The following is a 12,780-nucleotide window of genomic DNA, read 5'->3' on the forward strand; positions in this document are numbered from 1 at the left end:
CGTCAACCGTTAATTTCAGTTTTCTATCAATGCACCGAAAAAGCCTGCTTATATATAGATGCAACGTCAGCGAATGCGCAGTATATTGCCCAACACTTAAAACAACACCCTGCTCTCACCTTCGGATGATGCCTCGCAATGACTGACCAACCTCGCTCTCTGGCCTCAATGCTGTTCCCGGTTGGCCTGTTATTAATCGCCATGGCTTCCATCCAGTCCGGCGCCTCTCTGGCCAAGAGCATGTTCCCGGTGGTTGGCGCCCAAGGGACGACCACCCTGCGCCTGGTCTTCGCCAGCGTGATCATGCTGTTACTGCTGCGTCCGTGGCGTGCCAGGCTGACCGCTCAATCCTTGCGCACGGTGATCGTTTACGGAATGGCGCTGGGCGGAATGAACTTCCTCTTCTATATGTCACTGCGCACCGTGCCACTGGGGATCGCAGTCGCACTCGAATTCACTGGCCCGCTGGCCGTCGCCATTTATGCCTCGCGCCGCGCAATCGACTTTCTCTGGATTGCCCTGGCAGCGGTCGGCCTGCTGCTGTTGATCCCCACCGGAGCGACATCCACGGGAATTGATCTGGTTGGTGCCGGTTATGCCTTGGGCGCCGGCGTGTGCTGGGCGCTGTACATCCTGTTCGGCCAAAAGGCTGGCGCCGACAACGGCGTGACGACCGCGGCGCTGGGCGTGATGATTGCCGCACTGTTTGTCGCCCCGATCGGCATCGTGCATGCCGGCGCGGCATTGCTCACCCCGTCGCTGATCCCGGTGGCCATCGGCGTCGCCATCCTCTCGACTGCTTTGCCCTACACGCTGGAGATGGTCGCCCTCACCCGCATACCAGCCCGCACCTTTGGGACGTTGATGAGCATCGAACCGGCCTTTGGCGCGTTGTCCGGGCTGCTATTCCTGCAGGAGTACCTCACGCTGTCACAATGGATGGCGATTCTGTGCATTATTCTGGCTTCCGTCGGGGCAACCATGACCATGGGCAGTAGCGCCAAACCCGTTGTAGCGGCAGATTGAAACAGGATTTGACGAAGGTCTGGCAATTGGCGTTCATTTAGGCCATGTTTAGGCCCCTTAACTCAGTGCCAGGCATGGATTTTTTCGGACAGGGATATCGAACCGCTTAAAGCGCAGGCGAATACAGGCAGACCCGAGCGCCAGACTCGTGGCTACCATAAGGACGGTAATGAAACGAATTTTGATACTGATCGCTGTATTGGCAGTAGCGGGGTGCGCAGCCACTTCCAAGACCCAAGTGAAGCACGGTAAAAAAGGGCTGCACATCAACTGTTCCGGGCTGTCGTCCTCTTGGGACAAGTGCTACACCAGCGCCGCCAATGCCTGCGCCCCAAAGGGCTACAAAGTCATCGCCAAATCAGGGGACGCCGTGGAAGAACCCGGCGACTACCCGTTCGGTCTTAATCCGGCCGGTTATACCAGCCGTAGCATGATCGTCATCTGCAAATGAATCATGCTGGCTGCTCGCCTTGTCGAGCAGCCAGCTGACGCCCGATTTCCTCATGACTGGATTTCAAAACCGTCCGTTGAATCTCCGGCGTCACCAGCATCCGCGCCACTACCAACGCTCCGACGCATTGCGACAGAATCGCCCACGCCAGGCTGTCGCTTTCCAGAATCTGCGCCCAACTGGCGTGCAACCGACAAATCCACAGTTCAGCCTGCTCGCGAACCTGATCATCTGAACGGGCAATTTCCGCACCCAGTGTCGGCAAGGCGCAGCCCGATTCAGGCTGCTCCACGTGAGCCATGCTCAGGTACTGTTTCAGACAGCGTTCCAGCCGCTCACGATCCTGCGCCCCCTGCCCTCCCAGTCGCTCCAGGCTCTGACACAGTTCACGCTCGACGATCGCCGTGAACAGCTCGTTTTTCGACGAGAAGTGGTTATAAAACGCTGCGCCACTGAGGCCGATGGCCTTCATCAAACCATCGACACCAACTGTGGAAAAGCCTGAACGCTTGGCTGACAGCGCGCTGCTGTTCAGCAGTTTTTCTCGGGTTTCCAGCTTGTGACCGGCGGAGTACCGCATGTGCTTACCCTCTTGATCGACCGCCTTGACGTTGTCCGGATCCTAGCATAACGTTCGTTCACTTAACGATCGTTTACTAAAGGGATCTACCCATGAATAACAAGAAGGTCGTGTTGGTGGTGGGTGCGGGCGATGCCACTGGCGGAGCGATTGCCAAGCGCTTTGCCAGAGAAGGTTTTATCGCTTGCGTCACCCGGCGCAGCGCCGACAAATTACAGCCGCTGGTCGAGGCGATTAAGGCCGAGGGTGGCGAAGCTCACGGCTTTGCCTGCGATGCGCGCAAGGAAGAAGGCGTGATTGCGTTGATTGAAGAGATTGAAACCCGCCTCGGCCCGATCGAGGCGTTTGTCTTCAACATTGGTGCCAACGTGCCTTGCAGCATTCTCGAAGAAACTGCGCGCAAGTATTTCAAGATCTGGGAAATGGCCTGTTTCTCGGGTTTTCTCAATGCCCGCGAAGTGGCCAAGCGTATGGTCACCCGCCAGCGCGGTACCATTCTGTTCACTGGCGCCACCGCCGGACTGCGCGGCGCTTCCGGATTTGCCGCGTTTGCCGGCGCCAAACACGGCATCCGTGCACTGGCGCAAAGCATGGCGCGCGAGTTGGGGCCGATGAACATCCACGTCGCCCATATAGTGGTCGATGGCGCGATCGATACCGACTTCATTCGCAACAGTTTCCCCGAGAAGTACGCGACCAAGGATCAGGACGGTATTCTCAATCCCGAACACATCGCCGAAAACTATTGGTATCTGCACAGTCAGCCACGGGATGCCTGGACCTTCGAGCTGGATCTGCGCCCGTGGAACGAACGCTGGTAAGCCCCGCCTCCTCCATAACAATAATCAGAGAGCAGCGAAGATGACGAAAACCGTGGAGTTCTATTTCGACCTCGGCAGCCCTGCCACCTACCTGGCTTACACCCAATTACCGAAAATATGTGCCGCAACTCAAAGCGAGCTGATCTATATCCCGATGCTGCTGGGCGGCGTGTTCAAGGCGACTGGCAACGCATCGCCGGCAATGATTCCGGCGAAGGGCCGCTACATGTTTCAGGATCTGGATCGCTACGCCAAACGTTACGGCGTGCCGCTGAAATTCAATCCGCATTTTCCGATCAACACGCTGATGCTGATGCGTGCCGTCACTGGCATACAACTGCACCAGCCGGAACGCTTTCACGCATTTATCGATTGTCTGTTCAAGGCATTGTGGGTGGAGGGACGCGCTCTCGATGAGCCGGCAACTGTCGCTGCGGTATTGAGCGAACATGAATTCGACCCCAATGAAGTCCTGGCCCTGACCAACGACGAGACAGTCAAGGCAGCCCTGAAGGACAACACTGAAACAGCCATTAAAGGGGGGGTGTTTGGCGCGCCGAGCATGTTTATCGGCAACCAGATGTTCTTTGGACAGGACCGCCTCGACTTCGTCGAAGAGGCCCTGCGTCAGGCTTAGAAAAACCTCAGAACCCGGACGCTGCCAACAGCGCCCGGGTTTCAGCCATTCAAATCGCCGCTGTGCGCGTGTTCAGCCACTCCAGCGCGGCCCCATCGAGCAACGGACTCAGACGCTCACGCACTTCAGCATGGTAGGCGTTGAACCACTCCTTTTCTTCCTGCGTGAGCAAGGACGGCTCCAGGCAGCGCGTGTCGATCGGGCAGAGGGTCAAGGTTTCAAACTTGAGGAAATCACCGAACTCGCTGCTCCCCGCCTCGCGGTTCATCGCCAGGTTCTCGATGCGCACGCCCCAGCGACCCGGACGATAGGTGCCCGGTTCAATCGAGGTGATCATCCCCGGTTGCATCGCCGTTTGCGGTGCCGGTGCTGCCTGATAGGCGATCACCTGCGGGCCTTCATGCACGTTGAGGAAATAGCCGACCCCATGACCGGTACCGTGACCGTAATCCACGCTTTCCGCCCAGATCGGTGCGCGGGCAATGGCGTCGAGCAACGGCGAGAGAATGCCTTTCGGGAACTGCGCCCGCGACAGCGCGATCACGCCTTTGAGCACACGCGTGCAGTCACGCTTCTGCTCAGCCGTCGGGGTTCCGACCGGGACCATTCGGGTTATGTCGGTGGTGCCGCCCAGGTATTGGCCTCCCGAGTCGATCAGCAGCAAGCCGTCACCCTCGATCACCGCGTGTTCTTCTTCGGTGGCGTGATAGTGCGGCATCGCGCCATTGGCGTTAAACGCGGCAATCGTGTTGAAGCTCAAGGACACGTAATCCGGACGGCGCTCGCGGGCAGCGGTGAGTTTTTCGTCGATGGTCAGTTCGGTGATGCGTTCACGCCCCCAGGCCGATTCCAGCCAGGCGAAGAATTCGCACAACGCCGCGCCATCCTGTTCCATGGCCTTGCGAATGTGCTGTGCATCGGCCTCGCTCTTCTGCGATTTGGCGAGGGTGGTCGGGTTCAAGCCTTCGACCAGTTTCACCGCGCTGTCGAGGTTATCCAGCAAACCGCTGGTCACCCGCGCCGGATCCACCAGCAGGCTCGCACCACCCGGTACGGCGCGCAAGGCGTCGGCCACTTCGCGGTAATCGCGCAGAGTCACGCCGTCCTGTTCCAGCACTGCACGCAGCTCGGCATCGACTTTGCTCAAGGCCACAAACAGCGTGGCCTGCTGTTGATTGATCAACGCAAAAGAAACAAACACCGGGTTGAACGACACGTCGCCGCCGCGCAGGTTGAACAGCCAGGCGATGTCATCGAGGGTGGCGATGAAGTGCCAATCGGCGCCACGTGCCTGCAGGGTCTCGCGCAGTTTGGCGAGTTTTTCGCCACGGCTGACCGTCGCTTGCGGTGGCAGATGCTGATAGATCGGCGCGTTCGGCAGGCTCGGGCGATCCGCCCAGACTTCATTCAACAGGTCGATGTCGGTGCGCAGACGCGCGCCACGCGCTTCGAGCTTGCTGCTCAGGGTGCGCGCTGAAGCCACGGCCATCACCGCACCGTCGACCGCGACTACGCCACCTTCCGGGGTCTGCTCGGCCAGCCAGTCCAGCGGGCTCGGCTGACCCGGTTGCAGCTTGACCAGTTCGATGCCGCTGCCCTTGAGTTCCTTGGTCGCCTGTTCCCAATAGCGACTGTCGGCCCAGACCCCGGCGAAATCAGCAGTCACGATCAAAGTGCCGACCGAACCATGGAAGCCCGACAGCCATTGCCGCCCCTGCCAATAACCCGGCAGGTATTCCGACAGATGCGGGTCGGCCGATGGCACCAGCAACGCATGAATGCCTTCACGGCGCATTAATTCACGGGTGTGCGCCAGGCGCTGGGGAACCGTTCCTTCGGTCAAAGTCTGGGTACTCATCATGTCTCCTGCCAATCACTTCATCGTTATTGTTCGTAGCCGTGAAAACCGGCTGGTTAAAGCCCTGTCGCCCAGAATGCCGGGGCACTGGCGCAGGCGCCTTTGATCAGTGCTGCCGCCTGATCGACATCATCGGCGGTGGTGAAACGGCCGAGGCTCAGACGAATGGTGCGCCCGGCCAGCCGGGCGTCGTGCCCCAGCGCCAGCAGCACGTGAGAAGGCGTGTTGCTCGCCGAGTTACAGGCCGAGGTCGCGGAAAAGGCGATCGACTGGCTCAAGGCCGCACTGTTGAATTCACCTTCGCTGAAGGTCAGGCTCAACGTGTGCGCGATGCGCTGGTTGGCGCTGCCGTTGAGACGTACGCCCGGCAGACTCAGCAACTGTTCGAGCAGCCGTTCACGCAGCGCCACGATGGACTTTTTCTCGGTATCGAATTCGGCAGCCGCCAAGGCGAATGCCGCGCCCATGCCGGCGATCTGATGCGTCGCCAGAGTCCCGGAGCGCAGCCCGCCTTCGTGGCCGCCGCCATGAATCTGCGCCTGCAAACGCTGCTGCGCGCGCGGGCCGACATACAACGCGCCGATCCCCTTGGGACCGTAAAGCTTGTGCGCCGAAAACGACATCAAGTCCACTGGCCACTGCTGCAGATCGATCGCCACTTTGCCGGCGCCCTGCGCGGCATCGACATGGAACAACGCGCCACGGCCGCGCACGACTTCACCGATCGCCGGGATATCGTTGAGGGTGCCGAGTTCGTTGTTGACCAGCATCAGCGATACCAGAAAGGTGTCGTCGCGCATGGCTTCGCTGACCGCCTGCGGGGTGATCAGGCCTTCAGCATCAGGCACCAGATAGGTCACCGCAACGCCGGCATCCTGCAATTGCCGGGCAGTATCGAGAATGGCTTTGTGTTCGATCTGACTGGTAATGATGTGGCCGCCGGCAACGCCGCGCGCTTGGGCCACGCCCTTGAGGGCGAGGTTGTTGGATTCGGTGGCGCCGGAAGTCCAGACGATCTGCGCGGCCTCGGCGCCGACCAGTTCGGCGACTTGCCGACGGGCCTGCTCGACCGTGTGCCGGGCCTGCTGGCCGAAGGCATGGGAGCTGGACGCCGGGTTGCCGAAGTTACCGTGAAAACCCAGACAATCGATCATCACCTGGATGACCCGCTCGTCCACCGGGGTGGTGGCGGCGTAATCGAAATACAACGGACGTTTAATCATAAAAGACTCGCAGAGCGTGTTCCGGGATCAGGAGGCTCGTGTCTGCAAACGGCACAACGCAGCCTTGTGAGCTGCGCCTGGGTTCGAGACCGTCATCAATACCTGATCGGATGCCGTTAAAGAAGAACAACTTCATTTAAAAGTGCGTAGGAACGCTCCTGAAGCCGAGCTTAACAGGCATCGGGCCGGCGGTTGAAGCAATGCGTCAGTGAAAGCTTTCGAGAAGTAACGGGTACAGCGAAATCACCAACAGCGCCGCCATGCCCCAGTTGAACACGCGCAACCAGCGCGGGTCCTTCAGCACGTTACGCAGCAGCGTGCCGCACGCTGCCCAGACGCCGACGCTGGGCAGGTTGATGATGGCGAACACGGCGGCGATCACCACCACGTTGGTGAAGTAACCCTGCATCGGCGTGTAGGTGCTGATGGCGCCGATGGCCATGATCCAGGCCTTGGGATTGACCCACTGAAACGCGGCGGCACCCAGATAGCTGATCGGTTTGGCCTCGCCTTCCACGCCCTCACCCACCGGCCCCGAATGGGCGATTTTCCACGCCAGGTACAACAGATATGCAGCGCCGAGATAGCGCAGCACGGTGTAGAGAATCGGGTAAGTCTGGAATACCGCGCCCAGGCCGAAACCCACGGCGACCACCAATACGAAGAAGCCGCAGGTGATGCCGAGCATGTGAGGAATGGTGCGGTTGAAGCCGAAGTTCACGCCCGACGCCAGCAACATGGTGTTGTTCGGCCCCGGTGTAATCGAGGTGACAAGGGCAAACAGGGCAAAGCCCAACAGCAGATCAAGCGAGAGGGTCATGGGGCAATCCGTCAGGGTCATTCAGGTGTTGACCCTATCGCACGGCAGCGCGCAAACCCACGGACAGTTACGCGAAAATTCAAGCAGTACAGTTTGCGATTAGCTTGGACGACCGTGCAGCTGTATGGCTCGCCCGGCGCTCATTTCAGCTTTCTTGTCGAATTGCGATTCGCCCAGCAGTGCAGCTTTCTTCGCGTGATATTCGTCGAAAGACAAGCCGCTGCGGTTCAGCGCTTCCATTGCCAATTCGCGGGTTTCTTCGGCGGTGTACGGCCGTTGTTCGGGGGAAACGTGGGTCGCGCAACCGGCGAGTACGGAGACAGCGAGCAGCAGCGAAACAGTCAGTAAACGATTCATGGGGAGCGTCCTGGCGAGCGGTGGTAGTCGATGGACAAAGGCTACGCCCGCGCCTCTCCGGGCAAAAATCAACGCTCTCAATAGTGGCTATCAGGATTTCAGCTTCAACGCCCTCATATCTCTTAACGATCTATAAATATCGATTAACGTTCTTTTACGGAATAACCAGCAGCCGCTATAAATCCCTGCACACGGCGAACAACTGTTGCTCCAGCAACTGTTGCCCAGGCAACAGCAGATCAGCAAACCCGCCTGATATCTGCACAACCGACTCACGCCATAGCGCTAAGGCCCAAGTAAACCGGGCCTCTCAGGAATTGGTACAGCGCTTGCTCAAGCCTTGGCACTTACTCACTGCTCGCTGAGCAACTGTTGATAAAAAGGAACTGATCATGTCGCGTCCCCTGAAAGTCGTCGCCCTCTCCGGCGGCACCTGGCGTCCATCGCGCACCCTGGTGCTGACCCAAGCGCTGGTGGCCGAACTGGCCGGGTACTTGCCGGTCGAGAGTCATCTGATCGAACTCGGTGACATCGCCCGTCCACTGGGTGGTGCCCTGTCGCGTCACGAGCTGAGCGCCGAGGTCGAGGCCGAACTGCAAGCCATCGAACAGGCCGATCTGCTGATCGTCGCCGCGCCGGTGTATCGCGGTTCCTACCCGGGCCTGCTCAAGCATCTGTTCGACCTGATCGACCTCAACGCGCTGATCGACACCCCGGTGCTGCTTGCCGCCACCGGCGGCAGCGAGCGCCATGCGCTGGTGCTCGATCATCAGTTGCGGCCGCTGTTCAGTTTCTTCCAGGCGGTGACCCTGCCGATCGGGGTCTACGCTACCGAAGCCGATTTCGCCGACTACCAGATCACCAGCGAACCGCTGAAAGCGCGGATCCGTCTGGCCGCCGAACGCGCCGCGCCGCTGTTCGGCACACAAATCAAACCGTTGCTGAAAATCGCTTAAGGAGCTGTGCATGGATGTTTTCTGGTTCCTGCCGACCCACGGCGACGGCCATTACCTGGGCACCACCCAAGGCGCGCGCCCGGTCACCCTGAATTATCTGAAACAAGTGGCGCAAGCCGCCGACAGCCTCGGCTATCACGGCGTGCTGATTCCCACCGGGCGCTCCTGCGAAGACTCGTGGGTGATCGCCTCGGCGCTGGTGCCGTTGACCGAACGCCTGCGTTATCTGGTAGCGATCCGCCCGGGGATCATTTCGCCCACCGTTTCGGCGCGCATGGCGGCGACGCTTGATCGACTGTCCAACGGCCGTCTGCTGATCAACGTGGTGACCGGCGGCGACCCTGACGAAAACCGTGGCGACGGCAGCTTCCTCAGCCACAGCGAACGCTACGAAGTCACCGACGAATTCCTCAAGATCTGGCGCCGGGTGTTGCAAGGTGAATCGGTGGATTTCGAAGGCAAACACCTGAAAGTACAGAACGCCAAAGCCCTTTATCCGCCAGTGCAGAAACCGTATCCGCCGCTGTATTTCGGCGGCTCGTCCGACGCGGCGCATGACCTCGCTGCCGAGCAAGTCGACGTGTACCTGACCTGGGGCGAACCGCCCGCCGCCGTTGCCGAAAAACTCGCCGATGTACGTGAACGTGCCGCTCGCCATGGACGCAAGGTGAAGTTCGGTATTCGCCTGCACGTCATCGTTCGCGAGACCGCCGAAGAGGCGTGGAAGGCTGCGGACAAACTGATCGAGCACATCAGCGACGAGACCATCGAAGCCGCGCAGAAATCCTTCTCGCGCTTCGACTCCGAAGGCCAGCGGCGCATGGCGGCGTTGCACGACGGGCGTCGCGACAACCTGGAAATCGCCCCCAACCTGTGGGCCGGCGTCGGTCTGGTACGCGGCGGCGCCGGTACCGCGCTGGTGGGCGATCCGCAGCAAGTGGCCGCGCGGATCAAGGAGTACGCCGACCTCGGTATCGAGAGCTTCATCTTTTCCGGTTATCCGCACCTGGAAGAGGCCTACCGCTTTGCCGAACTGGTGTTCCCGCTGCTGCCCGAACCGTATGCAAGCCTGGCCGGACGCGGCGTGACTAACCTGACCGGGCCGTTTGGCGAAATGATTGCCAACGATGTGTTGCCCACCCAAGCCAAGGCCTAAAACGCCCCCTGTAGGAGTGAGCCTGCTCGCGAAAGCGGTGTGTCTGCGACGGTGATGTCGACTGTGCTGACCACATCGCGAGCAGGCTCACTCCTACAGAGAATCGCGTCGATTTGATGAGGAACACCGCGTGACCGCCAAACCACAAAGCACCCTGCTCTCCCCGCTGCAAACCGCGCGCCAACTGGCCGCCGAATTCGCCGTCACCGCCGTCGAGCGTGACGAGCGCGGCGGTACGCCGAAGGCCGAGCGCGATGCCCTGCGCGACAGCGGCCTGCTGGCCCTGAGCATTCCCACCCGCTACGGCGGCCTCGGCGCGACATGGAGCGAAACCCTGCAGATCGTGCGCGAGTTCGCCAAGGTCGACAGTTCCATCGCCCACGTCTTCGGCTTTCATCACCTGATGCTCGCCACCGTGCGCCTGTTCTCGCGGCCCGAACAATGGCAGCCGTGGTTCGAACAGACCGCGCGGCAGAACTGGTTCTGGGGCAACGCCCTCAACCCGCTCGACACCCGCACCGTGGTCAAGGACTTCGGCGGTTGGCGCGAGTTTTCCGGGAAGAAAAGCTTCTGCTCCGGCGCCAGCGATTCGCAGATGCTGATCGCTTCGGCCGTCGACGAAAGTGCCGGCGGCAAGTTGCTGATCGCGGCGATCCCCAGCGGTCGCAGCGGCATCACTCTGCACGACGACTGGAACAACATCGGCCAGCGCCAGACCGACAGCGGCAGCGCTACGTTCGAACGGGTGCGGGTCGAGGAATCCGAACTGCTGCTCGATCCCGGCCCGTTGAGCACACCGTTCGCCTGCCTGCGTCCGCTGATCGCGCAACTGACCTTCACCCACATGTTTCTCGGCATCGCCGAAGGTGCCTTTGAGGAAGCGCGGCAATACACCCTGAGCGAAACCCGGCTCTGGCACAAATCCGCCGCCCGCAATGTGCGTGAAGACCCGTACGTACTCGCGCATTACGGCGAGTTCTGGGTGGCGCTGGAAGGCATCCGCCTGCTGGTCGAACGGGCCGCCGCGCTGCTCGACGAGGCCTGGGCCCAAGGCCCGAACCTGACCGCAGAAGAGCGCGGACATCTGGCCACAGCGATTGCCACCGCCAAGGTCGCCGCCAGTCGTCAGGGGCTGGATATTTGCAGCCGTTTGTTCGAAGTCACTGGCGCGCGCTCGACCCACGCTTCGCTGCGTCTCGATCGGCACTGGCGCAACCTGCGCACGCAGACCCTGCACGACCCCCTCGATTACAAACTCCACGAGCTGGGCGACTGGGCGCTGAACCAGGCGCTGCCGGTGCCGACGTTCTATTCCTGATCTTGCCTTTAATGGAGCGAGCCCCATGCAACTGCTGACCCTTCCGCCCTCACCCGCGCTGGCCACGTCGATCCGCGCCACCGCGCAGGTCTTCGAAGACCCCAAGTCCCAGGCCCTGCTGGCGCATCTGCAACAGGTCGCGCCGAGCGAAGCCAGCGTACTGATCATCGGCGAGACCGGCACCGGCAAGGAGCTGGTGGCGCGGCACATCCACAACCTGAGCAATCGCCGGCATCGGCCGTTTGTCGCGGTCAACTGCGGCGCGTTTTCCGAATCGCTGGTGGAGGCCGAGCTGTTCGGCCATGAAAAAGGCGCTTTCACCGGCGCGCTCAGCGCCAAGGCCGGCTGGTTCGAAGAGGCGGATGGCGGCACCTTGTTCCTCGACGAAATCGGCGATTTGCCGATGGCGATTCAGGTCAAGTTGCTGCGGGTGTTGCAGGAGCGCGAAGTGGTGCGCCTCGGCTCCCGCAAGAGCATTCCGATCGATGTGCGCGTGCTGGCCGCGACCAACGTGCAACTGGAGAAAGCGATCAATGCCGGAAACTTCCGCGAAGACCTGTTCTACCGGTTGAACGTGGTCAATCTGGAACTCAGTCCGCTGCGCGAACGACCCGGCGATATCCTGCCGCTGACCCGACATTTCATCGAGGCCTACAGCCAGCGCCTGGGTTACGGACGGGTCAGCATCAGCTCCGGTGCCGAACAGAAACTGCGCAGCTACAGTTGGCCGGGGAACATCCGCGAACTGGAAAACGTCATCCATCACACCCTGTTGATCTGCCGCAACGGCGTGATCGAACGCGACGATTTGCGCCTGTCTAACCTGCGCATCGAGCGCCCGGACGATCAGCAGTCGAACGCCGACGATTCACCGGAAGCGCTGCTGGAGCGAGCCTTTCAGAAGCTCTTCGAACAACAGGCCGGCGCCCTCCACGAAAAGGTCGAAGACGCCCTGCTGCGCGCCGCCTATCGCTTCTGCCATTACAACCAGGTGCACACCGCCGCGCTGCTCGGCCTGAGCCGCAATGTCACCCGCACGCGGCTGATCAAGATCGGCGAACTGGCGGTGAACAAGCGGCGAATTACGGAGAACCTGCACGGTGAACGCCTGATCCAGTTGTCGATCTAGCCCACCAGATTGCAGTGCAGCGCATCGTCATGACTGCGGGCGATGCTGCTCAACACCTGAAATGAATTGAAGGTCACGGTCTTCGCCTGATGGGCGCGGATCATCTGCCAGAAATCCTGCTCGCCGCTTTCAAAGCGACAGAACGCTGCCTCCCCGGCCTCGCGGCTCTGCCACTGCAGCAAGCTCAGCACCCGCCGACCGTCGTCGCTGACCTGGACGCTGGCGCTGACAAAGCCTGCGTAGCGCTGCGCCAGATGTTCGCTCTGCTGCGCCAGCGCACTGACCAATGCCGGTTGCTGGCGCGGCTCGATCTCGAATTCGATCAATTGGGTAAAACTGCGATTTTTCGTCGAGGTTTGCATGAGAAGTCCCCACTCATCGTAAGCCGAGTCTTGCGACTCGAAGGCCTGCAGGGTAAAACCTCTAGTTAAGTCAAGGTCAAGAGTCC

14 protein-coding genes are annotated in these 12,780 nt (G+C 60.7%); 8 read left to right on the plus strand and 6 right to left on the minus strand.

Features of this window, described 5'->3' with window-relative positions; all coding sequences use genetic code 11:
* The first annotated feature begins 138 nt into the window (after window positions 1-138).
* Both rhtA and CRO59_RS15070 read left to right on the plus strand, forming a co-directional pair.
* Window positions 139-1,026 (plus strand): threonine/homoserine exporter RhtA, encoded by an 888-nt coding sequence (gene rhtA, locus CRO59_RS15065; protein ID WP_096795011.1) that lies wholly within the window; start codon window positions 139-141, stop codon window positions 1,024-1,026.
* Window positions 1,027-1,195: 169 nt separating this feature from the next.
* Window positions 1,196-1,477 carry a hypothetical protein gene (locus tag CRO59_RS15070; protein WP_007965435.1) on the plus strand — a complete coding sequence of 94 codons (282 nt, stop codon included), beginning with the start codon at window positions 1,196-1,198 and terminating at the stop codon, window positions 1,475-1,477.
* Window position 1,478: 1 nt separating this feature from the next.
* On the opposite strand, the gene CRO59_RS15075 is transcribed toward CRO59_RS15070, so the two are convergent.
* Window positions 1,479-2,057, minus strand: coding sequence for a TetR/AcrR family transcriptional regulator (locus CRO59_RS15075; protein WP_097088222.1), 579 nt, complete (start codon window positions 2,055-2,057; stop codon window positions 1,479-1,481).
* 92 nt (window positions 2,058-2,149) lie between these two features.
* Here CRO59_RS15075 and CRO59_RS15080 point away from each other — a divergent pair, with 92 nt between their 5' ends.
* Together CRO59_RS15080 and CRO59_RS15085 are read left to right on the plus strand one after the other, a co-directional pair.
* On the plus strand, window positions 2,150-2,878 hold the full coding sequence (locus tag CRO59_RS15080) for an SDR family oxidoreductase (protein WP_097088223.1): 729 nt from the start codon (window positions 2,150-2,152) through the stop codon (window positions 2,876-2,878).
* A 40-nt stretch (window positions 2,879-2,918) separates the two neighbouring features.
* Window positions 2,919-3,515, plus strand: coding sequence for a 2-hydroxychromene-2-carboxylate isomerase (locus tag CRO59_RS15085; protein WP_097088225.1), 597 nt, complete (start codon window positions 2,919-2,921; stop codon window positions 3,513-3,515).
* A gap of 49 nt (window positions 3,516-3,564) precedes the next feature.
* On the opposite strand, the gene CRO59_RS15090 is transcribed toward CRO59_RS15085, so the two are convergent.
* The 4 genes from CRO59_RS15090 to CRO59_RS15105 all read right to left on the minus strand — a co-directional run bounded on the left by CRO59_RS15090 (window position 3,565) and on the right by CRO59_RS15105 (window position 7,773).
* On the minus strand, window positions 3,565-5,373 hold the full coding sequence (locus CRO59_RS15090) for an aminopeptidase P family protein (RefSeq protein ID WP_097088227.1): 1,809 nt from the start codon (window positions 5,371-5,373) through the stop codon (window positions 3,565-3,567).
* Window positions 5,374-5,429: 56 nt separating this feature from the next.
* Window positions 5,430-6,596 (minus strand): aminotransferase class V-fold PLP-dependent enzyme, encoded by a 1,167-nt coding sequence (locus CRO59_RS15095; protein ID WP_097088228.1) that lies wholly within the window; start codon window positions 6,594-6,596, stop codon window positions 5,430-5,432.
* Window positions 6,597-6,801: 205 nt separating this feature from the next.
* The gene (locus CRO59_RS15100) at window positions 6,802-7,416 is read right to left on the minus strand and encodes a LysE family translocator (protein ID WP_003226640.1); all 615 of its coding nucleotides are present in this window, start codon (window positions 7,414-7,416) and stop codon (window positions 6,802-6,804) included.
* A gap of 99 nt (window positions 7,417-7,515) precedes the next feature.
* Complete coding sequence (locus tag CRO59_RS15105; RefSeq protein WP_041069780.1) at window positions 7,516-7,773, minus strand: hypothetical protein; 258 nt, start codon at window positions 7,771-7,773, stop codon at window positions 7,516-7,518.
* A 392-nt stretch (window positions 7,774-8,165) separates the two neighbouring features.
* Here CRO59_RS15105 and msuE point away from each other — a divergent pair, with 392 nt between their 5' ends.
* From msuE to CRO59_RS15125, 4 genes are all read left to right on the plus strand, one after another.
* Window positions 8,166-8,729 (plus strand): FMN reductase, encoded by a 564-nt coding sequence (gene msuE, locus CRO59_RS15110; RefSeq protein WP_097088230.1) that lies wholly within the window; start codon window positions 8,166-8,168, stop codon window positions 8,727-8,729.
* 10 nt (window positions 8,730-8,739) lie between these two features.
* Window positions 8,740-9,885 (plus strand): FMNH2-dependent alkanesulfonate monooxygenase, encoded by a 1,146-nt coding sequence (ssuD, locus tag CRO59_RS15115; RefSeq protein ID WP_095137367.1) that lies wholly within the window; start codon window positions 8,740-8,742, stop codon window positions 9,883-9,885.
* Window positions 9,886-10,015: 130 nt separating this feature from the next.
* Window positions 10,016-11,203 (plus strand): acyl-CoA dehydrogenase family protein, encoded by a 1,188-nt coding sequence (locus CRO59_RS15120; RefSeq protein WP_027613378.1) that lies wholly within the window; start codon window positions 10,016-10,018, stop codon window positions 11,201-11,203.
* A gap of 25 nt (window positions 11,204-11,228) precedes the next feature.
* The gene (locus CRO59_RS15125; protein ID WP_097088232.1) at window positions 11,229-12,332 is read left to right on the plus strand and encodes a sigma-54-dependent Fis family transcriptional regulator; all 1,104 of its coding nucleotides are present in this window, start codon (window positions 11,229-11,231) and stop codon (window positions 12,330-12,332) included.
* On the opposite strand, the gene CRO59_RS15130 is transcribed toward CRO59_RS15125, so the two are convergent.
* A complete protein-coding gene (locus CRO59_RS15130; RefSeq protein WP_097088233.1) occupies window positions 12,329-12,694 on the minus strand; it encodes an antibiotic biosynthesis monooxygenase in 366 nt (121 codons plus the stop codon). The genes CRO59_RS15125 and CRO59_RS15130 overlap by 4 nt on opposite strands.
* Window positions 12,695-12,780: the final 86 nt, after the last annotated feature.

This window comes from Pseudomonas sp. LAMO17WK12:I5 (assembly GCF_900215165.1).
Classification (GTDB): Bacteria; Pseudomonadota; Gammaproteobacteria; order Pseudomonadales; family Pseudomonadaceae; genus Aquipseudomonas; species Aquipseudomonas putida_A.

What these genes read in the sequence shown, in the direction of transcription:
- rhtA (WP_096795011.1), top strand. Translation starts at nt 139, where the DNA reads ATGACTGACCAACCTCGCTCTCTGGCCTCAATGCTGTTCCCGGTTGGC.
- CRO59_RS15070 (WP_007965435.1), top strand. Translation starts at nt 1,196, where the DNA reads ATGAAACGAATTTTGATACTGATCGCTGTATTGGCAGTAGCGGGGTGC.
- CRO59_RS15075 (WP_097088222.1), bottom strand. Translation starts at nt 2,057, where the DNA reads ATGCGGTACTCCGCCGGTCACAAGCTGGAAACCCGAGAAAAACTGCTG.
- CRO59_RS15080 (WP_097088223.1), top strand. Translation starts at nt 2,150, where the DNA reads ATGAATAACAAGAAGGTCGTGTTGGTGGTGGGTGCGGGCGATGCCACT.
- CRO59_RS15085 (WP_097088225.1), top strand. Translation starts at nt 2,919, where the DNA reads ATGACGAAAACCGTGGAGTTCTATTTCGACCTCGGCAGCCCTGCCACC.
- CRO59_RS15090 (WP_097088227.1), bottom strand. Translation starts at nt 5,373, where the DNA reads ATGAGTACCCAGACTTTGACCGAAGGAACGGTTCCCCAGCGCCTGGCG.
- CRO59_RS15095 (WP_097088228.1), bottom strand. Translation starts at nt 6,596, where the DNA reads ATGATTAAACGTCCGTTGTATTTCGATTACGCCGCCACCACCCCGGTG.
- CRO59_RS15100 (WP_003226640.1), bottom strand. Translation starts at nt 7,416, where the DNA reads ATGACCCTCTCGCTTGATCTGCTGTTGGGCTTTGCCCTGTTTGCCCTT.
- CRO59_RS15105 (WP_041069780.1), bottom strand. Translation starts at nt 7,773, where the DNA reads ATGAATCGTTTACTGACTGTTTCGCTGCTGCTCGCTGTCTCCGTACTC.
- msuE (WP_097088230.1), top strand. Translation starts at nt 8,166, where the DNA reads ATGTCGCGTCCCCTGAAAGTCGTCGCCCTCTCCGGCGGCACCTGGCGT.
- ssuD (WP_095137367.1), top strand. Translation starts at nt 8,740, where the DNA reads ATGGATGTTTTCTGGTTCCTGCCGACCCACGGCGACGGCCATTACCTG.
- CRO59_RS15125 (WP_097088232.1), top strand. Translation starts at nt 11,229, where the DNA reads ATGCAACTGCTGACCCTTCCGCCCTCACCCGCGCTGGCCACGTCGATC.
- CRO59_RS15130 (WP_097088233.1), bottom strand. Translation starts at nt 12,694, where the DNA reads ATGCAAACCTCGACGAAAAATCGCAGTTTTACCCAATTGATCGAATTC.